Source organism: Streptomyces changchenzhani, assembly GCF_039766235.1.
Lineage (GTDB): Bacteria > Actinomycetota > Actinomycetes > Streptomycetales > Streptomycetaceae > Streptomyces.
Genome location: NZ_JBDHNH010000002.1, coordinates 371,679 through 395,304 on the forward strand (window position 1 = coordinate 371,679; position 23,626 = coordinate 395,304).

Sequence of the window (23,626 nt, forward strand, 5' to 3'; positions counted from 1 at the left end):
ACGGACCACGGGGGGTGCGCCTTGAAAGCGCTGCGTCAGGACGATCCACGCCAAATCGGTCCGTACGCCGCACTGTTGCGCCTGCGTGAGACCGCGAGCGCCGTGCAGTACCTGGCCCACGGCCAGGACGGCTCCACCGTCGTGGTGGCCGTTGCCCGGCCGGAGCTGGCCGGGGTGGCCGCTTTCCGGCGGCGTTTCGCCGCGGAGGCACGGACCGCGGAGCGGCTGGCCGGGGGCTGGGTTCAGGCGCCGCTGGAGTGCCGTACCGACGGGCCCGAGCTGTGGACGGCGAGCGGGTACGTGCCCGCGCTGACCCTGGGCGAGGCCATCACGCTCGCCGGGCCGCTGCCGGAGCGGACGGTGCGCATACTGGGTGCCGCGCTCGCCGAGACCCTGTCGCGGGTGCATGCCACGGGCGCCGTACTGCACGGCCTCGCCGCCGACACCGTACTGCTGGCCTCCGACGGGCCGCGCCTGACCGCCTTCGGGGCGCTGGGTGCGGCGGCGCAGGCCGCGGCCGGGCCCGGCGAGCAGCTGTCCGTACGGCTCGGGTACCTCACCCCGGAGCAGGTGGCCGGCCAGGAGCCGGGCCCCGCGTCGGACCTGTTTGTGCTGGGGCTGCTGCTGGCGTACGCGGCGACAGGCGCGACCCCGTTCTCGACGGGACCTGAGGCGACGGCCGCCGAGCGCATCGCGCACGATGAGCCAGAACTCGGCGGCGTACCAAAGGAGTTGCGGGATCTGATCGGCCGCTGCCTGGCGAAGGACCCGGCCGCCAGGCCCGCCCCGGGCTCGGTGGCGGCCGAGCTGGCCCTGGAAGGTGCGGCGGCGCTCGCGCGCGACGGCTGGCTCCCCGATCCGCTGGTGACGGCGCTCGCGGAGCAGGCCTCCCGGGCGTCGGCGCCGGAGGACCGGCCGTCAGTGGCGGCGGTGGCGGTGGCGGTTCATGTGCCGGTTCATGAACCGGCACATGAACCGGTTCATGTGCCGGCGCAGGCCCAGGCACCGGCGCGGGGCCCGGCGCAAACACCCGCGTCGAATCAGACGCTGTCGTTGGTACGTACGGCCGAGGAGCCCACGCCCGCCCCGGCGCAGCTGGCCGTGCCCGCCTACCTACGGCCCGAGCGGCCCGTCCTGCCACCCGCGCTTCCCCCGGCCCCGCACCCGGCCGCAGCCGCCGCGGGCGGGGGCGGGCGAGCCGTTGGCGTTGACCGCCGGTCCCTGCTCACCGGGGTCGTGGCGGGCGCCGCCGGGCTGGTCCTCGGCGGGGGCGGCGTGATGGCCTTCGCGTCGGACGACCCCGCGCCCGCGCCCAAGCCCGCCCCCAAGCCGCCGACGCCCAGCAAGAGGCCTTTGCCCGGCCTGTATCCGGCGCCGCGCTGGGCCTACCGGCACCCCGCGCAGGAGCCGCCCGGCACACCGGGCGCCATGATCTGGCGGGACCGGGTGCTGTTCGTACCCGGCGGCAAGCAGACGACCGGGGTGGATCTGCGCACGGGCCGGCAGCTGTGGGAGCAGCCGGAGGCCACCGCGATCCATCTGCCGGTGGCCGTCGACGACGAGCTGTGCCTGGTCGTCACGGGCAGCGAGTTCCTGTGGCTCTCGGCGAAGGACGGCGCGGTCGGGCACCGGGTGCGCTACGCCGAGGCCCTGGTGAAGGGCGACCGCCTGCGGATCTCGGACGTGGCCGCCTCCGACGGGCCCGTCGTCTGGTTCACCGGGCTCGCCAAGGGCACCGGCAAGAAGGCCCGGGAACGGGCCTATCTGTTCGCGTACGACATGGTGGCGCGCAAGGAGCTGTGGCGCGCGCCGGTACCGCACGAGCACAAGACCAACGGCCCGCGCTACGAAGCGGTCGCCGTACGGCCCGAGGGCATACTCGTGCGGCAGAACGAGCGGTCCCTCACGCCGGGGCAGAAGAAAAAGGCCAAGAACAAGGCCGTTTTCATGCTCTTCGACCGCAAGAGCGGCAAGCGGCTGTGGAGCAGGTCCGTCGGGCCCATCGGGCCGGACACCACAGTGATGGGCGCCGGATCCTCGGACCTGCTGTATGCCTCCGTGGGCGACGATCTGCACGCGTACGACACCCGCACCGGGAAGCGGAAGTGGCGGTTGGAGGGTGAGCGCCGGCAGACCTTCGGCGAGGGGACGCTACCGGACGGCGACGGCGCGGACAGCACGCTGTTCGCGGCCAACGAGGACCATGACGTGTACGCCGTGAACGCGGCGACCGGCGCCACCATCTGGAAGCGCTCCACGGAGGGCAGGGGGTCGCGGCTGCCCCGGGTCGCGCTGTCCGCGACCGGCAGCACCGCGCTGGCGGTCGGAGCCACCCAGGTCACGGCGTTCTCGGCGCAGGACGGGGCCCGGCTGTGGAAGTTCCAGGACGCGGGGGTCCGTAAGCCGGAAGACGGCAAGGACCGGACCGCGCCCCCCTACCGGGCGCTGACCGCGCGGGGTGGGCTTGCCGTGGTGTGGCGGGACCGCACGTATTACGCGCTCGAAGTCGACTGACGCTCTGGCGGGACTGCACGTCCCGCCCGCCGAGCGGGGAGGCGCGCCGAGGGCGGGGCGTCTTCCCCCTCGACGGGTGACCGGGTTGCCCCAACCCGCCCACTCACCAGGCCACGCCATCACCGTCGGCGCATCATCGCCGTGAGCCGGACTGTCCGGCCCGCAACCGGAGGTGATGACGTGCCAGGCAGGCTCTCCCAGTCCGTACGGACGGTGGCGCTGGCGGCGGCCACGGTGTTCGCGGTGGTACCGGTCGCGTCCGCGGCGGTCGCGGCTCCCCCGGAGCCGGTACCCGGTATTCCGGGGAAAGCGGTGCCGGGGGAAGCGGTGCCCGGTGACGAGGTGCCCAGGGTGCCTGATGCGGCTGGTGTGCCTGATGTGGCTGGCGCTTCCGATGCCTTCGGCTTTCCCCAGTCGCCCGATTCGCCCGACGCCTCCGACGCCCCCGACGCCCTTGGTGTGCCCGACGCCGCGGACCGGTCCGAGCCGCTCGACGGGTCCAGGAGCATCGCGGAGTTGCTGACGGAACTCCGGCGGCTGTACCAGCAGGCCGAGGAGGCCGGCGAGACGTACAAGGCGACCGATCAGGCGGTCAAGGAGCAGCGGCGCGAGGTCAAGAAGGTGACCTCGGGGCTGTTCAAGGTGCGGTTCACTCTCGCCGAGAGCCGGGGCACGGCGGGCCGGCTGGCGCGCGAGCAGTACCAGGGGCGGACCGAACTCTCCCCCTATCTGCGGCTGTTGCTGGCCAAGGACCCGCAGTACGCCCTGCACCAGGGGCACGTACTCCAGCGGGCGGCCGACGACCGGGCCGCGACCATCTCCCGGCTGGAGAGCGGCGAGAAGCGGGCCGTCGAGCTGGCGCGGACCGAACGCCGCGCGCTCGGCGTGCAGCAGGCACTCGCCAAGAAGCAGAAGGAGCAGCGTGACGCGGTGGGGGCGCGGCTCAGGGCGGTCGAGGCGCTGCTCGCCACGCTGACCGAGGACCAGCTCGCGGACCTGGCGCTGCTGGAGGCGAGGACGACGGGCGCGGCGCAGCGGGAGCTGGTCACCTCGGGCGCGCTCGGCAGCCCGGCGGCGACGGCCAGGCCGCCGTCGAAGCAGGGCGGTGAGGCGGTGGAGTACGCCGTGCGGCAGCTCGGCAAGCCGTATGTGTGGGGCGCGGAGGGCCCGGCCTCCTTCGACTGCTCGGGGCTCACCTCGCAGGCGTGGGCGCGTGCGGGGCGCACTATTCCGCGGACCAGTCAGGAGCAGTGGCGGCAGTTGCCGAAGGTGTCGTTGCGGGCGCTGCGGCCGGGGGACCTGGTGATCTATTTCCCCAAGGCCACGCATGTGGCGATCTACCTCGGCAAGGGGATGGTGGTCCAGGCTCCGCGGCCGGGTGCGCGCGTCAAGGTCTCGCCGATCGCGGCGAATCCGTTGCTCGGCGCGGTGCGGCCGGATCCGTTGGTGAAGTCGCTCGACGCGGGCACCTATTCGCCGCCGGCGCTGCCTCGGGGGGCCGTTGGTGAGGCCGTTGGTGACGGGTCGGATGCGGGGTACGGGGAGGTGGAGGCGCCGGGGGCGTGATTTCCCCCTGCCCGCCCCTTCACACAACCGGGGCTCCGCCCCGGACCCCGGACGCCGGACGGGCTGAAATGGGCGAGCCCAAGTCGCTGGGCCCGCCCCGTACATATCAGTCAGGAACGCGGGGCCAGGGCCTCCGTCGTCTTCTTCAGGTACGCGTTCGTCCTGTCCGGCTCGTAGAAGAAGTTCTCGAAGTCCGACGGGTCGTTGAAGCCGTTCGCGAAGCGGTTCGCGACCGGCGGGAGCTGGCCTGCCGCGCCGATCAGGTTCAGTACGTGCTCCGGCGGGGCGCCCAGCATCGCGTTCGTCCACTTGGTGACGTGCTGGGCCGAATCCCAGTAGCGGTCGAACGTGGTCTGCATCCAGGCCTCGTCGAACGCGGCATCGCCGTGCGAGACGATCGAGTCGAGGTACGAAGCGGCGCACTTGGAGGCCGAGTTGGAGCCCTGCCCGGTGACCGGGTCGTTCGCGACCACCACGTCGGCGACGCCGAGCACCAGGCCGCCGCCCGGCAGCCGGCCGACGGGGTTGCGGACCGTCGGTGCGTACCGGCCGGCCAACGTCCCGTTGGCGTCGGTCAGTTCGACCTTCGTGGCACGCGCGTACTCCCACGGAAGGAACGTCTCCATGAGCTCCAGCGTGAGCGCGAGATGCTCCGACGGGTCCTTGACGCCCTTGAACACGTCGACGGGCCCACCGGGAACGCCCTCCCAGAAGAGAATGTCCGCCCGGCCCGACGTGGTGAGGGTGGGCATCACGAACAGCTCGCCGACCCCCGGCACCAGGTTGCAGCGCACCGCGTCGAACTCCGGGTGCTCCGGGCGCGGGCCGAGCCCGTGCACGTATGCGACGGCGAGTGCGCGCTGCGGCGCGTCGTACGGGGAACGCGACGCGTCCCGGCCGAACATGGAGACCAGTTCACCCTTGCCCGCCGACACCATGACCAGGTCGTACGTACGGGAGAAGAAGTCCAGGTCGGAGACGGCCGCACCGTGGATGACCAACTGGCCGCCGCGCTGGGCGAATGTGTCCATCCAGCCCGCCATCTTCACGCGCTGGTCCACGGACTGGGCGTAACTGTCCAGCTTGCCCACCCAGTCGACGGCGCGTGAGGAGTCCGGGGCCGCGACCGAGACGCCGAGGCCCTGTATCTGCGGGGCCTGCGACTCCCAGAAGTTGATCTGGAGGTCGCGCTCGTGCTGGAGCGCCGTGTCGAACATGCACTGCGTCGACATGACCCGGCCGGCCCTGATCTCGTCCGCCGTGCGGTTGGACATCAGGGTGACCTCGTACCCGCGCGACTGGAGCCCCAGGGCGAGCTGGAGCCCGGACTGGCCGGCTCCGACTATGAGTATCTTCCGCATGGCGGGTTCTCCGTTACGTGTGACCTGGTGCGTGCGACGTGATGCGACTGCGTGTGACGGGTGCGTGTGACGGGTGGCTACTCGGGGTTGGAGGCGAGCGCGTGACCGACCAGGGCCAGCAGCGACTCGACGACCTTGATCCGGTTGCGTGCGTCCATGATCACAACCGGGACGTGCGACGGCACCGTCAGGGCCTCCCGCACGTCGTCGGTCTCGTATCCCGGCGTTCCTTCGAAGTGGTTGACGGCGACGATGTACGGCAGCCCACAGCTCTCGAAGTAGTCGAGGGCCGGGAAGCAGTCCGAGAGCCGCCGCGTGTCCGCCATGACGACGGCGCCTATCGCACCCCGTACCAGGTCGTCCCACATGAACCAGAAGCGCTGCTGCCCCGGTGTCCCGAAGACGTACAGCACGAGGTCGTCGGCGAGGGTGACGCGGCCGAAGTCCATCGCGACGGTGGTGGTGAGCTTGTCCGGGGTCGCGGAGAGGTCGTCGGTCTCCTCGCTGGCGGTGGTCATCACCGCCTCGGTCTCCAGCGGTTCGATCTCGGAGACCGCCTTGACGAAGGTGGTCTTGCCAACGCCGAAGCCGCCCGCGACCACGATCTTCGTGGCGATGGGGGCCCGGGTGCGGTCGGTCTGCCAGTCCCGCGCGCCGTCTTCCGCCCGGGGCGGCAGCGGCTGCACCGGTATGGACGGTGCCTCGGAGACGGAAGGGACGTCAGAGACGACGGAGTCCACTCATCACCCTTTCTAGCAGCGCGCGGTCGGGCTGGCCGGTGCCGTGCCCGGTCCCGTACACGCGGATCTTTCCCTGGTCGGCCAAGTCGCTGAGCAGCACACGGACCACGCCGAGCGGCATCTTCAGCAGCGCGGAGATCTCCGCGACCGTACGCATCCGGCGGCACAGCTCGACGATGGCCCGCATCTCCGGCATGACACGCTGCAGGCCGCCGCCGGTGAGCTCGCGCCGGTCCTCGGGCCCTTCGAGCGCGGCCACGAACGTCTCGACGAGCAGGACGTGCGTGAAGCGGGTGCGTCCGCCGGTGAGCGAGTACGGGCGTACCCGCGCGGGGCGGCGGCCCTCGCCCCGTACCGGGAGTTTTACGGTGTGTGACGTCGTCACAGGGCGCTCTCCATCGATTTGCGCAGCTCGCTGCGGAGTTCGGGGGTGAGGACGTGACCGGCGCGGCCGACGAAGAGCGCCATGTGGTACGCCACGACGCTCATGTCGCAGTCGGGCGTGGCATGGACGCCGAGCAGGGAACCGTCACTGATCGACATGACGAAGACACTGCCGTCGGCCATCGAGATCATCGTCTGCTTGACGCCTCCGCCGTCCATCAGCTTCGCGGCGCCCTGGGTGAGGCTGGCAAGGCCGGAGACGATGGTGGCCAGGTCCGCGCTCGACCCCTTGGGGCCGTCCTGCCGGGTGGCCGCCGCGGCGGGGCCGACGGCCCGGTCCGGGTCCGAGGACAGGAGAAGCAGCCCGTCGGAGGACACGACGGCGACCGAGAGGAGACCCGGCACCTCCTCCACGAGATTGCTCAACAGCCAGTGGAGATTACGGGCTTCGCTGCTCAGTCCGAATGTGCTCGATGCAGTCAACTACGGGCCTCCTCAACGGTGTCCCCCTCGGTTTCAGTACGGTCCCCGTTGGTTGAACTGCTCGAAATCTCCGCTTCTACGTCGCGCCGACCCTCGTTGGCACCCTGCTGGAAGCCGCCGAGACGCCGCCGCAGTGCGTCCGCGTCGACGCTGCCGGTGCGGGCTGCGGGCTCCGCGGGGGCCGACGTGAGCACCTTGGGCGTCCGCTTGGGAAGCCCCTTGTCGGTGACCCGCGCGGACGAGGGTACTTCGGCCTCGGGGGCCGCGGTGCGGGGCTCGGCGGGCGCGGTCCCGATCACCGTCGGCTCGGGCTCGGGCTCGGGCTCGGGCTCGGGCTCGGGCTCGGGCTCGGCGGGAGCCTTCGGGAGCCGCATGGTCCAGGTCGGCTCGTCGATCGGCGGTTCGTCGACGGGCTGTTCGGCGGCCGACGGCTCGTCGGACAGCGGCTCGTCCTGCGGGTCACTTCCGTCGCGGACTCGCTCGTGCGTGTCGGGCCCGATGGTGTACGGATCGAAGGCCGCGGCGGCGGCACGCTCGCCCCGGGCACGGGCGTCCAGCTCAAGGTCCGCGCTCCCGTGCACCGGCTCGGGGTCGGGCTCGGAGTCGGGCTCAGGTTCAGGGGTGACCTCGGCATCGGCGTCGGCATCGGCGTCGTCCCCGCCCCCGGCGTAGGCCTGATCCTCGGCCAGTCGCACCGCCGCCACCTCGCGGAGCGTCCGCTCCGCCGCCGCCACCAGCGGGTCACCGTCCTCGGCCTCCGGCGCCGCCTGCGCGCCCGGCACCGAACGCCCCGGCAGGGCATTGGAGTTCGCCTCCGCGACCGAACCCGGCAGGTTCAGCGCCGGTGCGTCCCCCGCGACCGGCACGCTCGGCGGCGCGGCCGCCGACGGGGTGTCGGGGAGCAGCGCGCCGGGCAGTACGACCACCGCGGCGACCCCGCCCTGCTTCTGCTCACGCAGCCGCACCTGTACGCCGTGGCGCGCGGCCAGCAGGGCGGCCACGTGCAGGCCGATCCCGCCGTCGGTGCCTTCGCCCGGCTCGTACGAGGTCGGGTCGGCCAGCCGCGCGTTCAGCTCGGTGATCCGGGCCTCCGGCATGCCGATGCCCTCGTCCTGGACGGAGAGCATGACCTCGCCGTTCTCAAGGAGCCAGCCGGAGAACTGGACTTGGGAGTCCGGCGGCGAGAAGGACGTGGCGTTCTCCAGCAGCTCCGCGAGGAGGTGACTCAGGTCGTTCGCCGCGAAGCCCGCGACGTGGGAGTGCGGCGGCAGCGACTGGATGGCCACCCGCTCGTACCGCTCGATCTCGCTGACCGCGGCGCGCAGTACGTCGACGAGCGGCACCGGGCCCGCATGGCCGGGCCCCTGTTCCGTACCGGCCAGGACCAGCAGGTTCTCGCCGTGGCGGCGCATCACGGTCGCCATGTGGTCGAGCTTGAAGAGAGTCGAGAGCCGCTCGGGGTCGTGCTCGCGCTCCTCCAGGCCCTCGATGACGCCCAGTTGGCGCTCGACGACAGCCAGCGTGCGCAGCGAGAGGTTGACGAAGGTGGAGTGGACGGTGTGCCGCAGCCGCTCCAGCTGCGCGGCGGCCTCGGCTGCCTGCTCCCGGAGGGCGGTGCGTTCGGCGGCGAGGCTCTCGCGCTGGCCGATCAGGTGCGTACGGTCGGCGGCGAGCTTCTCGGCGCGGGCGCCGGTCTCGGCCAGCCGGGCGTGCAGCGTGTTGAGGGACCGTACGACCTGGGCGAACTCGTCGTTGCGGCCGGTGAAACGGACCGGCTCCACGGCCTCGGGGGCGTCGGCTCCCTCGGCTTCGGCGCCCGCCGGCTTCGGCTCGGGTTCCGCGGCCAGCCGGGCCGCGCCGAGCCGCAGGACGGCCAGCGGCTGGGTGAGCGTACGGGCGACGGCCGTGGAGACGCCGACAGCGATGATCATAAGGAGCCCGGCCAGCGCGATCCGGATCTCCAGCGCGGTGACATCGTCGTCGCGCAGCAGTTCCAGCCGCTGGACCTGCGCGGAGCCGAGCGAGGACTCGACGCCGCGCATCAGGTCGATACGGGCCGACAGGGCGGCCTCCGCCTTGCGACGGTCGGTGCGCAGCTCCGAGTTGGAGAGCTGGGGCTGGTCGGTGAGGCGGGCCAGGTACTGCTCGGCCGTCCTGACCTCGCTGCCGGTGACGGTGGTCTTGAGCGACTGGCGGGACTTGGGGCCCGCGGCCTGGTCGAAGTCGGCGAGGGCGGCGAGTTCACGTACCCGCGACTGCTGGGCCGCGGCGCTCAACGCGTTGCGGGTGCGGGCGCTCTCGGAGGTCTTGCTCTCCTGCGTCGGCACCAGGAGCCCGGTGATGGGGTCGATACGGCTGCCGGTGTTCTCGCGCGGCACGGACAGCGCGGCGATCAGCAGACCGCGGGTGGCGGCGGCCTGCTCGACGGCCTGGCCGAGCGCGGAGGGCGCGCGGGTCGCCTCTGCGGCGCGCGGCGGCGTCCTGTCGGCGAGTTCCTCGGCGAGATCCTGGAGCTTCTGGATCGCCTCGGTGTACGCCTTGTGGGCCTCCAGGGCGGTGCCCTCGCCGGTGAGGGCGGTCCTGCGGATGCCCGGGATGCGGGCGAGGTCGCGGCGCAGCGAGGCGGGGGCCGCGGCCTCTATCTCGTCCAGCTGGCGGTCGACGCGGGCGCTGCGGCTGCTCGAAAGGGCCTTGGCGGTCTTGTTCGCGTCCTTGTTCGCGTCGTTGTTCGCGTCGGATTCCGAGCCCGCGCCCGTGCCTGCTCCGTCGTCCGTATCCCCTTTGTCCGCGTCTTCTTCGCGGCCGGCCGCGATGTACGCGGTGACGTCGTCGCGTTCGTCGGAGAGGGAGTGGGCGAGGGTGACGGCCTGCCGGTTCAGCTCGGCGAGGGTGACCAGGCTCTGGGACTCCGAGAGTTCGGAGGAGGCATGGAAAATGGCGGGCGCACCGGCCGCGAGGACGGTGACACCGACGACGGCCACGCCGGCAACAAGCCGACTGCGTACCCGTACGGTTCGTTCGGTCCGCTCGCCATTACCGCTACCGCCCCGAGGCCGCTTCTTCTGCACCGGTGCTCGCAATCTTGCTCGACTCGTCTTGCCCATGTGGCCGAGGTGACGCCTGGTCACACAAGAGAGCGCCCCCACCCAGGAACGGCTTCAGACCATTCCAGTGCTTTTGGGAGGGAGGCGTGCATCAACCACTCCACCACCCGAACGAGTGAACATCACTCCGGAGTTGGCGAACAAGTCTCGAACGGCCCCGCTCAACGGCCACACAGGGCCCCGGTTGGAACTTCCGCGCAGGCTTTGGCAAGATGCGCCCCCGCAGCTTCCCGGAGCGCCCTATTCCGGGCGATATTCGCCCCCTGAGCTGCCGATACGGGCCACCTGGGCCGCGTGCGTGTTGTCGGGTCCGCCCGCCCGGCCCGTTGCCCGACCTCCGGCAGACTGGGCCCCATGCGCATCGAACTCGCCACGGCCCCCGGTGATCCCGAACGCCCCAATGAAGACTGGCTCGCCGTCGCCCTGCCCGCCGCCGGCCAGGGCGGGGCCCTCGTACTGCTGGACGGGGTGACGCCGCCTGCGGGCGACGACGGCTGCCTGCATTCGGTCCCGTGGTTCACCGCGCGACTCGGCGGTGTGCTGCATGAATTGTCCGCTTCGCGGAGGGATTTGACCCTCCGTGAGATCCTCGCGGAGGCAATCCGACGCACCGCCGATGCCCACCGCCACACCTGTGACCTTTCTCACCCCCGTACGCCTCAGGCGACGGTGGTCATGGCCCGCTGGGGTGCGGACCAGGTCGAACATCTGGTGCTCTCCGATTCGGCGCTGCTTCTGGAGTCCCCGGACGGCGCCGTGCACGCAGTGCTCGACGACCGACTCGACCTGGTCCCACCCGAGGTGCTCGCCTCGCACGCCGCGACCGACGCCCTGCGCAACGCGCCGGGCGGCTTCTTCACGGCGGCGGCCGACCCGGCGGTCGCGGCCCGCGCGGTGGCGGGCGCCGACCCGCGCGAGCAGGTGCGGACGGTGGTGGCGCTCAGCGACGGTGCGAGCCGCTGGGTCGAGACCTTCGGCGAGGGCGACTGGGCCGACTGCCTGGGCCTGCTGCGCAAGGAAGGCCCGCAGGGCCTGATCGACCGCGTACGGGCCCTGGAGGACGCGCCGGTCGGGCCGGGCGTCGTACGCCGCGGGAAGAAGCACGACGACGCGGCAGTGGTCTACGCGGAGCTCTGACCGCAGGGGCCGCCACCGTCCCCCACCCGTCACCCCTCGGCCCGGCCGTTCAACTGATGCAGCAGCCGGGCGAGTTCGGCGACCTCCGCCCGGTCCCAGTCGGCGAGCTTGCGTACGTACCGGGCGCGGCGGGCGTCCCGTACCCGCCGGAAGCGTTCGCGCCCCCCGTCGGTCAGCGCGACGAGCGAGGCCCGCCCGTCGGCCGGGTCGGGCTCGCGGGTCACCAGGCCGAGGTCCTCCATGGCGCGCAGCTGGCGGCTCATGGTCGCCTTGCCGACGCCGAACCAGGCCGCCAGCTCGGTGGCCCGCTGCCGGTCGGCCTCGTCGAGGCGTACGAGCAGCCCGTACGCGGCGGGCTCCAGCTCGGGGTGGACCTCGCGGGCCATGTCACCGGATGCGGCGCGGGCCCGGCGCAGGAACACCGCCAGCTCCCGTTCCAGGGACAGGAACTCCTGGTCCACACCACCGCTGCGGGCCTCTCCTTCCGGTCCTTCCGGAGCGCGGTAGCCGCCCACTCCCCCACTTCCGTGCACGTCAGCACTCATCGCGAGCTTTCCCCATCGTGAACGTTTCCTTCAGCGGCGGCCGTTGCCGCAGCTCGGCCAGTATTTCGCAGGAGTGGACCAACGGCGGCGCCCAGACCCCCTTCCGTGGCCCGGGGCACGAAAGACCCCCGGCGCGCGGGCGCCGGGGGTCCTGTCGTTCAGGTCGTCCGAGAGCTCAGGTCATCCGAGGACTCAGGTCGTCCCAGGGGCTCAGGTCGTCGTCCAAGGGCTCAGCAGCGGCCCGCCGGGCGGTCGCGGACCACCAGGTCGCTGAAGCCCGCCGTGCCATCGATCCACACCACACGCCGGCCCGTGTCCGCCGACGCCGACGACTGGTCGCCACGGTTGCAGGACACCCGCTCGCGCTCACCCGTGGCGTCCGCCGCGAACTGCCACAGCTTCGGCAGCGTCTCGTTGCGGTACGTCGTGTCGGGCTCCTGCGCGGTAACCGTCACGGCCTCGTCGGAGGCAGTCAGGTCGTACGCGAAGAGCGCGTTCGGACCGGTCTCCGGGTTGAGGTCGATCATCTTGCTGCCGTCGTGGTTGGCGCGGCGCACGGCCATCTGGCCCGCGTCGGTCACCTCTTCGACCAGCCAGCTGACGTGCGTGTTCGAGATGCCGGTCTGGCCCAGGGTGTCGACCGTGGCCTTCTGCGGCAGCACGTTCGTCTTCTTCGTCGCGAGGTCGAGGACCTCGACGTCCAGCCGGTACACACCGTTCACCGGCCACAGTTTGGCGTAGGCGACCTTGGTGCCCTTGACGGACGGGAGCGCCGAACTGAGCTGGTAGCGGCCTCCGTCGACGTACGCCTGCTCGCCGGTACGGACGTTCTTGTACGCCGCGTGCCGGCCGCCGAAGAAGTCGTACTCCTCCCAGACGACGATGTCGCCGTCGACGCGCAGACCCTGGAGGTCGGTGACCGAGGACCAGATCTTCTTGATCGGGCCGCCCGCCACCGGCCGGGACAGCACATCGATGCTCGTGGGCCCGAAGGCCGCCCAGACGACGGTTTTGCCGTCGGTCGCCGGGTAGACGTGGAAGCGGCCGTCATTGGGGCTGATCAGCTTCGGGGCGCCGCTGCCGTCGGTACGGCCCGCGTACACGGAGTACGGCTCGGAGCCGTCGTCGTTGGACTTGGACGTGGCCCACCAGCCGCCGCCCGCGCCGGTCCCGGTGCCCGCGGTGTTGAGCTTGCCGAAGAGCGTGTCGGAGTCCAGGCCCAGCGCGTCCTCCCAGCCCGGGACGATGCCGTGGGCGTTGAAGGAACGCTTGACGGTGCTGAGGTCCTTGGCGCTGATACCGAGATCCTTTGCGGCGGCGATCACCGCGTTACGACCCTCGGTGAAGCCGTCCAGCGGCGTCAGGTACTCGGAGAGCGCCTTGTAGACGATGCGGTCGGCAAGGTCCTTGTCGATGTCCTGGCGGATGTCCCACAGGGCGCCCGAGAAGATCGTCGAGTTGAGGTGCACACCGCCGTTGTCGGTGCCGAAGGAGACGCCGAGGAAGTCCTTGGACGCCGTACGGCCGTCGTTGAGGTCACGGAACGCGCAGGCGCGCGGCGCGGTGGTGCGGCAGAGGTCCTCGCCGACGAGACCGGAGTCGCGGTTGTCCATGGCGGTGCCGGAGACGGTGGTGTCGATGGCGTTGCCGAAGTAGTCGGCGACGGCCTCGTTCAGGGCGCCCGACTGGCCGGAGTAGACGAGGTTGGCGGTGTTCTCGACAACGCCGTGGGTCATCTCGTGGCCGACCACGTCCACATCGGCGGACAGCGGCTTGAAGTCCGCGTCGCCGCTGCCGTAGACCATCTTGGTGCCGTCCCAGAAGGCATTGACGTACGGCTGTCCCCAATAGGTCACCCCCACCAGGGAGTTAACGGTCATGCCGCGCCCGTCGAGGCTGTCGCGCCCGTGCTTCTGCTTGTAGTAGTCGTACACCTGGCCCGCGGCCCAGTGCGCGTCGACCGCTCCCGCCTCGGTGGCATCCTTGCCGAACTCCTGGACGGGCGAGCCGAATTCCTTGATGCCGCTGGGCCACTTGCCCGCCACGTCGTCGGCGTCGACGCCGCGCGCGTCCCAGGTGGCGAGCACGTTCTTGCCGGTCGAGCGCATGCGCTCGTTGTCGATCAGCAGGTACTGGTTACGCGGGGCGGAGTGCAGGAGATTCAGCTCGACCCGGCCGGCGTCGAGCTTGACGCCGAAGCCGGTGGTGCCGGGCTCGTCGGCTGCGGCGGCCGGGGCGGCCTTGGTCTTCGCGCCCCCGGCCTTCGCCTTCGACCCGTCGGCCTTCGTCGCGCCGATGGTCTTGATCCCGCTGTACTGGAGGACCGGGAAGCCCGCGTTCGCGTCGATGTAGACATGGCGCAGGACGGGCTCGCCGGTGGCGGGGTCCTGGCCGCGGACGGTGACCTCACGGGTGAGTACGCCGCTGCCCTGCGGCAGTACAACGAGCTTGCCCGCGGTACCGCGCAGCGCCTGCGCGTCCGCGGTCTTCTGCTTGGCTTCCTTACGTACGTCGTCCTTGCCGAGGGTCTTGCCGCTCAGCTCGCGGGCGACGGAGTCCACCGCGCGCCGCACGGCGACCTCGTCGGAGACCTTGGCGGTGGTGCCGACGCCGCTCAGCTCGGTGAAGTACTGCCCGGAGGTGCCGGTGACGGTCCGCTCGCCGCCGCGCTTCTCCATCCGTACGACGTACTGCCCGCCCAGCACCTCGATGCCGTGGTGCCGCTGCTGGAGCCGTACGGTCTCGGCGGCCGTCCCCTTCTTCGGGGTGTTTGTGGTGGTGCCGACGGACTTGAGGTCCGTGCGCGGGTCGGCGATCCGGTAGCGGCTCTCCTTGGCGGCGAGGTGCCCGAGGGCCGCGTCCGCCGCACTGCCGGTCGCCTTCACGGGCTCACTGATGCCGTCGACCAGGGCCGGGGTCGCGGTGTCGGTACCCGGGATCACTTCGGCGGCGGGCGCTGCTCGCGGGGTCTCCGCGGGCGCTGCGGCTGCCGCCGGGACGGCGGTGGCGAGCATGGCCGCCGCACCGAAGATCGCTGCGGCGCCTCTGCTCATTCCGCCGGTTCGGGTGCCGGTCCTGCTGCCGGGTATCTGGTCCACTCCGGCGGATATGTCGTCCGGTCTGCCTGCACGTGCTCGTGACTTGCGCAAGTTTCCCCTCCACGCTTCCACGCTCTGTCTGACGCCCTCACGGTGTTCGGGCATGCCCATGCAAGCCGAATGGGGCACAAGTCCTCAATGAGTCATGTGTGTTGACAAGTGGACATGCGCACTTGTGTGGCTTCTGTGTACGCGAAAGAATCCCCGCCATGATCGAGGAGGATGAACTGCACGGTCTCGGCCTGGGGGAGGACGAGGCGCGGACGTACGAGGCGTTGCTGAGGGAGCGCGCCTCCAACCCACCTGACTTGGCGCGCTTATTGCGCCTGCCGGGGGCGAGGGTCGAGGCGGCCCTGACGCGCCTGGCCCGGGACGGGCTCACGGTGCCGACGCAGGGCCCGCTGCCACGACCGGCGGCGCCCGCGGCGGCGATCCGCACGCTGATCCACCGCCGCCAGGCCGAACTCCACCTGCGCTCGGCGGAGTTGGAGCGCCTGCGCATGTCGGCCGAGCGGATCGCGGGCAGGCTGACGGCGAGCTCGCCAGGGGCGGCGGAGGGCGGCACGGAGGTCGTCACGGGGGCGCGCGCGATCGGCGAACGGGCGGAGTCACTGCTGGCGGCAGCGGAGCACGAGGTGGTGATCCTGGACCGCCCGCCGTACGCGACCCCCTCGGGCCAGGGCTTGCCCCCGGCACCGGACATCGGGGCACTGCTCGCCCGGGGGATCACCGTACGCATGGTGATCGACCGCGAGGGCCTGTCCCACCCGGGCCGCATGCGCCGCATCAACACCCTGGTGGAGCAAGGCCTACGGGCCAGGATCACCTCGAACGTCCCCACGAAGCTGCTGAGCGTGGACCGCCGCACGGCCCTGCTCCCGCCAACGGACGCGACGGACGCGACGGGCCCGACGGCCACGGCCCTGGTGGTGGGCGACGCCCTGCTGCACAACGCGCTGCTCCCCCTCTTCGAGACGGTATGGGAACGCGCCGTCCCCCTGAGCGGCTCCCCCGACCCGCTCCCGGGCGCGCAACGCGAGCTGCTCGGCCTGCTCGCAGCGGGCCTGAAGGACGAAGCGATAGCGCGCCGCCTGGGCGTACACGTCCACACGGCCCGCCGCAGAATCACCCGCCTCCTGGACACCCTGGACGCGGACACCCGCTTCCAGGCGGGGGCGCAGGCGTCGTTACGGGGCTGGCTGGCGTGACCCTGGCGGCTGCGCGACAACGGCGAGCAGGGCGGAGCCCCGTGGGAACGGCCGGGTGGTGGCGAAGGCCCCGAACCCCGCCTGCGTCAGGTGGTCGAGCCTGCCGGGGTCGGGCGGGGCGAAGCAGAGGACGAGCCGGCCTTCCGGGGCGAGCAGCCGGGCCAGGATGCGGAGCTCGCAGGTGGCGGGACCGGTCCAGAAGAGGTTGACGTCGACGGCGAGGATCTTCTCGAAGACGCCGGGGGCGTCGGGTTCGACGTCGGCGAGGGCCAGTTGCCGAAACGCGGCCCGCCCGGCGGCCACGGGGTCGGCATTACGCGTGTACGCGGCGGAGACGGCCACGGCGGAGCGGTCGAGACCCAACAGCGTTCCCTGGCCCAGAAGTTGGCAAATCAACGAGGCTGCGACACCACGCCCGCAACCGACGTCCAGAACGCGGTGAATCCGGACGGCGGCTGCGAGGCGTTCGGTTGCGGCCATGTTCCGCGCCCCCCTCAGTCGCGCGGGAAGTCCCCGGTCTCCAGGGTGAGATCGACGGCGGTACCGGTGAGGTCGACCGACGTACCGAAGTTCACCGCGAGCTCGGTCTGATACTCACCACCCTTCGGCGAGGTGTACAGGTGACACTTGCCTTGGTAGGGGTCCGCGATCAGGTAGACGGGCACGCCGCAGGCGGCGTAGGCGTCCTTCTTCTTGCCGTAGTCGTTGAGCGCCGTGTCCCGGGAAATGACCTCGGCCACAAACTCGATGTCCCGGTAGTGCCAGCGTCCCTGCTCGCTCTTCTCCGCCTCGTCGGAGAGTTTTACGACGTCGGGCGCGAAACCATTGTTATGACCGGCGAAGTCCATCCTGACGTCCGACTTCACTCTGACGCCCATACCGAACCGGTCTTCCAGGGCTCGCACGATTCTGCGAATGATCTCCCAGTGCGTGTCCCGCTGCGGCGACATGTACACGGTCCCCTCGACGATCTCGACCTTGTAGCCCTCGGGGACAGGCATGTGCTCCAGCCGCTCGAACAGTTCGTCCAAGCTCAGCTCGTCACTGTCGGCCATCTCGATCCTGTCGGTCAGTTCGACGGTCATCGTGCCGCTCCTCCCCGCTGCCGCGTGTCCGCATGCAGCCGCGTACTCAAACGATACGCAGCCCGCCCAGGTCACGCGCCGCAGCGATGCGGTGTGGGGCGGATGAGTCACGAAGAGACGCACGCCGAGGAGCCCGGACCGGTCAGACAACCCCGTCCGGGCTCCCCGGCACTCACCCCGCCCCGCCGCGCCCTACGCCGCGACCAGGACCTCCACACCCGTCCCCGCCGGGGCCAGCGCGATCTCCAGGACCTGCCGGACGTCCGTCACCGGGTGGATCTCCAGCTTGTCGAGGATCTCCGCCGGTACGTCGTCCAGGTCCGCCTCGTTCCGCTTGGGGATCACCACCGTGGTGATGCCCGCCCGGTGCGCGGCAAGGAGCTTCTGCTTCAGGCCGCCGATCGGCAGGACGCGGCCGGTCAGGGAGACCTCGCCCGTCATCGCCACATCCGTACGGACCGGGCGGCCCGACAGGAGGGACGCCAGGGCCGAGGTCATCGTGATGCCCGCGCTCGGGCCGTCCTTGGGGATGCCGCCCGCCGGGAAGTGGATGTGCACGCCCCGGTCCTTCAAGTCCGCTACCGGCAGCTCCAGTTCGGCGCCGTGGGAGCGCAGGAAGGAGAGCGCGATCTGGGCGGACTCCTTCATGACGTCGCCCAGTTGGCCGGTCAGGGTCAGCCCCGCCGCGCCCGTCTCCTCGTCCGCGAGGGACGCCTCGACGAACAGCACGTCGCCGCCCGCGCCCGTCACCGCGAGGCCCGTGGCCACGCCGGGGACCGCCGTGCGGCGCTCCGCCGGGTCCTGGGCGGACTCCGGGACGTGGTGCGGCCTGCCGATGAGCTTGCGGAGGTGTGCGTCGGTGATCGTGAACGGGAGTTCCTGCTCGCCGAGTTCGTGCCGCGCCGCGACCTTGCGCAGGAGCCGTGCCACCGAGCGCTCCAGGTTGCGTACGCCCGCCTCCCGGGTGTACTCCCCCGCCAGCTTGCGCAGCGCGGAGTCGTCGAGGGTGACCTCGCCGGTCTCCAGGCCCGCGCGCTCCAGCTGGCGCGGGAGCAGGTGGTCGCGGGCGATGACGACCTTCTCGTCCTCCGTGTAACCGTCGAGCCTGACCAGCTCCATACGGTCGAGCAGGGCCTCCGGGATGGCTTCGACGACGTTGGCCGTGGCGAGGAACACGACGTCGGACAGGTCGAGTTCGACTTCGAGGTAGTGGTCGCGGAAGGTGTGGTTCTGCGCCGGGTCCAAGACTTCGAGCAGGGCCGCGGCCGGGTCGCCGCGGTAGTCGGAGCCGACCTTGTCGATCTCGTCGAGGAGGATGACCGGGTTCATCGACCCGGCCTCCTTGATGGCGCGGACGATGCGGCCCGGGAGCGCGCCGACGTACGTACGCCGGTGTCCGCGGATCTCCGCCTCGTCGCGTACGCCGCCGAGCGCGACCCGGACGAACTTGCGCCCCATCGCGTGCGCCACGGATTCGCCGAGCGAGGTTTTTCCGACGCCGGGCGGGCCGACCAGGGCCAGCACCGCGCCGCCGCGACGGCCGCCGACCACACCGAGGCCGCGGTCGGCCCGGCGCTTGCGCACCGCGAGGTACTCGGTGATGCGCTCCTTCACGTCGTCCAGGCCCGCGTGCTCCTCGTCGAGGATCGCCTTGGCGCCCTGGATGTCGTACTGGTCCTCGGTCCGCTCGGTCCACGGCAGTTCGAGGACGGTGTCGAGCCAGGTGCGGATCCAGGAGCCCTCGGGCGACTGGTCCGATGAACGCTCCAGCTTGTCGACCTCCTTGAGGGCGGCCTCTCGGACGCTCTCGGGGAGGTCGGCGGCCTCGACGCGCGTCCGGTAGTCGTCGGACTCGTCCTCGCCGTCCTGGCCGTTGATCTCGCGCAGTTCCTTGCGTACGGCGTCGAGCTGGCGGCGCAGCAGGAACTCGCGCTGCTGCTTGTCCACGCCTTCCTGCACGTCCTTGGCGATGGACTCGGCGACGTCCTGCTCGGCGAGGTGCTCGCTCAGCCACTTCACGGCGAGCTTGAGGCGGACCACCGGGTCGGCGGTCTCCAGGAGCTCCACCTTCTGTGTGGTGGTGAGGAAGGGCGAGTAGCCGGAGTTGTCGGCGAGGGCGGAGACGCCCTCGATCTGCTGGACGCGGTCCACGACCTGCCAGGCGCCGCGCTTCTTCAGCCAGCTGGTGGCGAGCGCCTTGTACTCCGTGATCAGTTCGGTGACGGAACCGGGCAGCGGCTCCGGCACGCTCTCGTCGACCCGGGTGCCCTCGACCCACAGGGCCGCGCCGGGTCCGGACGTGCCCGCACCGATCTGGACACGGTCGACGCCCCGGATGAGGGCGCCGGGATCACCGTCGGAGAGCCGGCCGACCTGCTCGACGGTGCCGAGGACGCCGGTCCCCGCGTACGTACCGTCGATTCGAGGAACGAGAAGCACCTGTGGCTTGTTGCCACTGGAGCGGGCGGCGGCCTGTGCGGCCTCCACCGCGGCGCGTACGTCGGGATCGGACAGGTCCAGGGGCACCACCATTCCCGGCAGCACGACCTCGTCGTCGAGCGGCAGCACGGGCAGGGTGAGCGGATTGGACGTCGATGTCATGATCTCCCCTTGGGCAGTGAAGTTGAGCTATGTCGACTCAATGTCGGGGAGCGGCCGAATGTTCCCGAGCATGTGTTCGCTCTGAGCGATCAGTGCGCAGTGGCCGTGTCCCGCGGCGCGGCAGACCCCCTGCCCCGGCCGCCCTGGGGCCTCAGGCCGACGTCCTCGCCGCCCGGTGCCGGTAGTGGACGCAGGGCTCCGCGAGCCGGAAGCTTGGCGACACGAGGGCAGGCGCGGCACGCAGGGCGCGTACTGGCTCGATACGGGCGGGAGTTGGGGCACGTATGAAGCGAAGCGCGTATGGAGTGGCGGTTTCCGGAGCGGCACTGGCCGGCATGCTGTTGCTGGCGGGATGCGGTGACGGCGGCCGTGACGGCGCTGACGCCGGTACGTCCGAGAGTGCGCCCAGCGCCTCCACGAGCAGGACCGTCGGCAGTACCGACCCCAGTGCCTCCACGCCCGCGCCCGCGCCGACGTCCTCGTCCCCGGCTCCCACCTCCCCCGCTCCCACCCCTCCCCCCGCCCCGGCGGACGAGCGGCTCGTCACCGTGACCGTCAGCGGCGGGATCGACGGGCGGCACCAGAGCATGCTCATCAACGGCGACGGGTCGTACACGACGCTGTCGCTCAGGCCCGAGCGACCCGAGCGCAAGGGGCGGATGAAGCCCGCCGAGCTCGCCGAGCTGCGCACCGCCCTGGCGGAGGCGGACTTCGCGAAGCTGCCCCGCCTCAACATCCCCGAACAGCCCGTCCCCGACGGCCTCACCACCGCCGTCGTGTACCGGGGCCACGAGGTGGTGACGGGGGACGGGGCGAAGCCGCTCCCCCGGCTGGACCGGGTCATCGCCGCACTGCCGCCGATGGGCGCCGGGACCTGATCCGTCCGGACACCGGGCAGGCGCCGAGGGTTTCCTGTCACATACGGACAAAGCAGAGTGGAGAGACCTCCGCGTCCCGATACTGGCAACCGCACGGCCCGGCGGGCGGCCCGTACGGTCGCCCGCCGGGCGTCGTCCGTGGAAGGTGCCAGATGCATTTCTCGTTCTCTACGTCCGCGGCCACCCCGGGGTCCGACGCCGGGTTGATACGCAGGGCCGGCGAAGGCCATCTCGATTCCTTTCGCCATCTCTACCGGCGGCACTATCCGGCCGTGCGCGCCTACGCCGTCGGGTGCATGCAGACCTCCTACGACGCGTACGAACTGACCTGCCAGACCTTCTCCGACCTCTTGCAACGGGCGCTGGCCGGGGAGTCGTTCATCGAACGCCGGTTTCCCGGCTGTCTGCGGCTCCAGCTGCTGGAATGCGCCCGCGTCGCGGCCGTCACCCGGTGCGCGGGTGACGACGAGGGGGCCTCGCCGCAGTTCCGCCGGTGGGTGGCCCAGGGGGCTCGCTGGTCCATGGAGGAGAACGGCCAGTTGGCCGTCGCGTGGGACGCCCTGCCCCGCGACAAGCGCTGCCTGCTGTGGCACACCGTGGCGGAGCAGGAGGAGGCGGCTCTGGTGGCGCGGGTGACCGGCGTACCCCCGGGCTCGATCGAGAAGGCCAGGGAAACGGCCCTGGGCGCGCTGCGGCAGATACGGGCGGACCTGTACATGGAGCGGCTGCAACGGCAGGAATGCCGGGGCGCGGTGGAGCAGTTGATGGCCCACCGTCCCGTTCCGCTCGGGCCTCCGGAGCCGCTGAAGCATGCGGCGGTGTGCACCGAGTGCGCCGAAGTCTTCAACGATGTGATGCATCTGGAGACGCGGCTGGCCGCGCAGTTGCCCCGGCAGGTACTGGGCTGGTGGCCGGGGGACGCGTACTTGAACATGAAGTCCGCCCTCACCGCTCCCCAGAACGATCCGCCGTTTCTGGCGCGCGCGGTGCGCCAGGCCGGTCTGACGACCGACTCGCGAAGCCCGTCCCGGGGCCACCGCACCGCCCGCGCCCCAGGCGGGTTCAGGTCCAAGGCCGCCCTGGTTCTCCTGTCCTTCGCGGCCGGAGCAGCCGCCGGGTACGCGGCGATTCCGGCGTTCGACGACACGGGCGGCGGGTACGTCGTACCGGACGACCGGACGCCTCGGGCGCCGTCGCGGCAGCCGGATCACGGGGAGTGAGAAACCGGAGCTCCGCGACCGGTGCCGGGGCCGCTGCCCGTGAGCCAAGTCGGCTCACCGACCGGGGTCGGCGGGGCCGGCTACGCCGTCAGCGGGGGATGCGGGCCCAGCGCCGTACCAGCGGCCAGAACGCCACACCGAGCAGCAGGGCCAGCGGATGGCCCCAGTTCGTCAGCGGGTCCGTGAACGCCAGGAGGTCCTGGAGCAGCATCACGCCCACAGCGGCCAGGACGGCCCACCGCGCCCAGGGAGTCAGCAGCCCCGCCAGGGCTCCGACGCTCGCCATCAGGCCGAAGCTGATGCCGTAGTCGAGCCGGTGCAGCGAACTGTCCGGCAAGTGCCCCGCCAGCACCGAGAGCCCGACCGGGATCTCGGTGGCGAGCGTCGCCACCACATGCCCGAGCAGGAACACCCCCGCCGTGCGCAGACCACCGATGCGGCGCTCCAGCGCGGTGAGGACGAACACGAACCCGACGGCGTACGGCGACGCGAGGCCACCGGCGATCCACAGGGCGCTGGCCACGAGGACGAGCAGCGGGCTGTCGGTGAGGTGCGCGACATCGGTACTTGACCCGCGCAGCGCGTCCGAGACGGTCGCCGGGTCGGCGTAGTCGGCGAAGAGCGAGGTGGCGATCAGGACCAGCGCGTACGAGAACGTGAAGGGGGTGCCGGTGGGAGTGGGAAAGAGTTGCCAAGGCCGCCAGGGCCGCTGCCCGGCGGTGGTCGCGGGGGGTGCGGCGACCACGGACACAGCTGCTGCCGGCGCCGCCGCGGGCACCGTCCGCTGTCCGGGGATGCCTGCCAGCAGGACGTCGGAACGTCCGGTCCTGCTCCCGGTCGGCGCTGCGCTCTGCACTGGGTGGGGTCCCTTTCGGCCGTCGCGTCTTCTCAACGGGTCTTCCTACGGACAACGCCCACCCTCCGCGATCAGCTCCTGCCCCGCCTATGTCGTACATCACATGAGGCAACCTTCACCCCCTGTCACGCGTCGGAGTACGACCGGCCGTACGCGTGCGGCGGGCCCAACGGCGGATTCAAGTCAATGTCGCGATCTTCTCCATCGCCGGACAGGCTTGAAATCGAGCCACGAGGATGTCGGCCATACCGGAAACTGGGCCCGTCACCCTCGACCGCCGCGAGGGGCGGTACGGCGAGGTTGTTCTGCGGGAGCGCGGGGAGCACTACGAGATCATCGCCAACGGGTGCTTCCTGATGGCCACCTCCGACGGGCCCTCCGAGCGGCGCCTGGTCGACGCCGCCCTGGACGCGCGCAGGGCCGCTGAGCAGGATCTCGGGGCCGGCGCTCGCCGATTTCCGGTGCGACATCATTCACACCGACCTCGTGGATTATGTACGGAAAGGCCGGATTGTCCCGCCCACTTCGTCTCCCGACACAAACCGCGACACATACGACGCACTCTGCCTGGACATCGGCAACGGGCCGGATGGGACCGTGACCGACCACAACGGCGATCTCTGCTCTCCGCCGGGACTCGCGGGGCGCAAGGGGCTGTTGAGGCCGGGGGGGAATCCTGGCCGTCCGGTCGGCGCGGCCGTCCGCCGCCTTCGAGGGCTCGATTCGGAATGCCGGATTCAACTTGGTTAGGACGGAAGAGATCCCAGTTGCCCGGGGCGTGCCTGACGTGGTCCATCTTGCTGTTCGCCCTGCGTAGCCGGGATGCCTTCACTGCCTCTACGCTGC

At 71.3% G+C, this 23,626-nt stretch carries 17 protein-coding genes and 1 pseudogene; 7 read left to right on the top strand and 11 right to left on the bottom strand.

The genetic code is table 11. The annotated features are described in order from the left end of the window. Positions 1-21: 21 nt before the first annotated feature. Positions 22-2,514 carry a BamB-related PQQ repeat family beta-propellar protein gene (locus ABCR94_RS09895; RefSeq protein WP_347118833.1) on the top strand — a complete coding sequence of 831 codons (2,493 nt, stop codon included), beginning with the start codon at positions 22-24 and terminating at the stop codon, positions 2,512-2,514. 180 nt (positions 2,515-2,694) lie between these two features. Next, positions 2,695-4,080, top strand: coding sequence for a C40 family peptidase (locus ABCR94_RS09900; protein ID WP_347118834.1), 1,386 nt, complete (start codon positions 2,695-2,697; stop codon positions 4,078-4,080). 110 nt (positions 4,081-4,190) lie between these two features. Here the strand turns inward: ABCR94_RS09900 and ABCR94_RS09905 are convergent, their stop codons facing one another. The 5 genes from ABCR94_RS09905 to ABCR94_RS09925 all read right to left on the bottom strand — a co-directional run bounded on the left by ABCR94_RS09905 (position 4,191) and on the right by ABCR94_RS09925 (position 10,116). Beyond that, complete coding sequence (locus ABCR94_RS09905; protein ID WP_347118835.1) at positions 4,191-5,441, bottom strand: styrene monooxygenase/indole monooxygenase family protein; 1,251 nt, start codon at positions 5,439-5,441, stop codon at positions 4,191-4,193. A 77-nt stretch (positions 5,442-5,518) separates the two neighbouring features. Continuing rightward, the gene (locus ABCR94_RS09910) at positions 5,519-6,181 is read right to left on the bottom strand and encodes a GTP-binding protein (protein WP_347118836.1); all 663 of its coding nucleotides are present in this window, start codon (positions 6,179-6,181) and stop codon (positions 5,519-5,521) included. After that, positions 6,162-6,566, bottom strand: coding sequence for a DUF742 domain-containing protein (locus tag ABCR94_RS09915; protein ID WP_283517331.1), 405 nt, complete (start codon positions 6,564-6,566; stop codon positions 6,162-6,164). The genes ABCR94_RS09910 and ABCR94_RS09915 overlap by 20 nt, the downstream gene beginning before the upstream one ends. Then, on the bottom strand, positions 6,563-7,048 hold the full coding sequence (locus tag ABCR94_RS09920) for a roadblock/LC7 domain-containing protein (RefSeq protein WP_347118837.1): 486 nt from the start codon (positions 7,046-7,048) through the stop codon (positions 6,563-6,565). The genes ABCR94_RS09915 and ABCR94_RS09920 overlap by 4 nt, the downstream gene beginning before the upstream one ends. Then, a complete protein-coding gene (locus tag ABCR94_RS09925; protein ID WP_347118838.1) occupies positions 7,045-10,116 on the bottom strand; it encodes a sensor histidine kinase in 3,072 nt (1,023 codons plus the stop codon). The genes ABCR94_RS09920 and ABCR94_RS09925 overlap by 4 nt, the downstream gene beginning before the upstream one ends. 390 nt (positions 10,117-10,506) lie before the next feature. Here ABCR94_RS09925 and ABCR94_RS09930 point away from each other — a divergent pair, with 390 nt between their 5' ends. After that, on the top strand, positions 10,507-11,289 hold the full coding sequence (locus ABCR94_RS09930; protein ID WP_347118839.1) for a hypothetical protein: 783 nt from the start codon (positions 10,507-10,509) through the stop codon (positions 11,287-11,289). Between the two features lie 29 nt (positions 11,290-11,318). On the opposite strand, the gene ABCR94_RS09935 is transcribed toward ABCR94_RS09930, so the two are convergent. Then, a complete protein-coding gene (locus ABCR94_RS09935; protein WP_521976738.1) occupies positions 11,319-11,822 on the bottom strand; it encodes a MarR family winged helix-turn-helix transcriptional regulator in 504 nt (167 codons plus the stop codon). A gap of 242 nt (positions 11,823-12,064) precedes the next feature. Next, entirely contained in the window at positions 12,065-14,887 is a 2,823-nt protein-coding gene (locus ABCR94_RS09940) for a M4 family metallopeptidase (RefSeq protein WP_347119134.1), read from the bottom strand. A gap of 254 nt (positions 14,888-15,141) precedes the next feature. Between ABCR94_RS09940 and ABCR94_RS09945 the strand changes: the two genes are divergently transcribed. Next, positions 15,142-16,140: a TrmB family transcriptional regulator gene (locus ABCR94_RS09945; protein WP_347118841.1), complete on the top strand. Its 999-nt coding sequence runs from the start codon at positions 15,142-15,144 to the stop codon at positions 16,138-16,140. On the opposite strand, the gene ABCR94_RS09950 is transcribed toward ABCR94_RS09945, so the two are convergent. From ABCR94_RS09950 to lon, 3 genes are all read right to left on the bottom strand, one after another. Further along, positions 16,120-16,620 carry a class I SAM-dependent methyltransferase gene (locus ABCR94_RS09950; protein ID WP_347118842.1) on the bottom strand — a complete coding sequence of 167 codons (501 nt, stop codon included), beginning with the start codon at positions 16,618-16,620 and terminating at the stop codon, positions 16,120-16,122. The two genes, ABCR94_RS09945 and ABCR94_RS09950, sit on opposite strands and share 21 nt — an antisense overlap. A 14-nt stretch (positions 16,621-16,634) precedes the next feature. Then, positions 16,635-17,225 carry a Uma2 family endonuclease gene (locus ABCR94_RS09955; protein ID WP_347118843.1) on the bottom strand — a complete coding sequence of 197 codons (591 nt, stop codon included), beginning with the start codon at positions 17,223-17,225 and terminating at the stop codon, positions 16,635-16,637. Positions 17,226-17,417: 192 nt separating this feature from the next. Beyond that, entirely contained in the window at positions 17,418-19,826 is a 2,409-nt protein-coding gene (gene lon, locus ABCR94_RS09960; protein WP_347118844.1) for an endopeptidase La, read from the bottom strand. Positions 19,827-20,110: 284 nt separating this feature from the next. Between lon and ABCR94_RS09965 the strand changes: the two genes are divergently transcribed. After that, the gene (locus ABCR94_RS09965) at positions 20,111-20,704 is read left to right on the top strand and encodes a hypothetical protein (protein ID WP_347118845.1); all 594 of its coding nucleotides are present in this window, start codon (positions 20,111-20,113) and stop codon (positions 20,702-20,704) included. A gap of 152 nt (positions 20,705-20,856) precedes the next feature. Further along, positions 20,857-21,924, top strand: a complete 1,068-nt coding sequence (locus tag ABCR94_RS09970; protein WP_347118846.1) for an RNA polymerase sigma factor — start codon at positions 20,857-20,859, stop codon at positions 21,922-21,924. Between the two features lie 88 nt (positions 21,925-22,012). On the opposite strand, the gene ABCR94_RS09975 is transcribed toward ABCR94_RS09970, so the two are convergent. Next, entirely contained in the window at positions 22,013-22,780 is a 768-nt protein-coding gene (locus ABCR94_RS09975; RefSeq protein ID WP_521976615.1) for a rhomboid-like protein, read from the bottom strand. Between the two features lie 236 nt (positions 22,781-23,016). Between ABCR94_RS09975 and ABCR94_RS09980 the strand changes: the two are divergent. After that, positions 23,017-23,597: pseudogene (locus ABCR94_RS09980) on the top strand (spermidine synthase). The last annotated feature ends 29 nt before the right edge of the window (positions 23,598-23,626 follow it).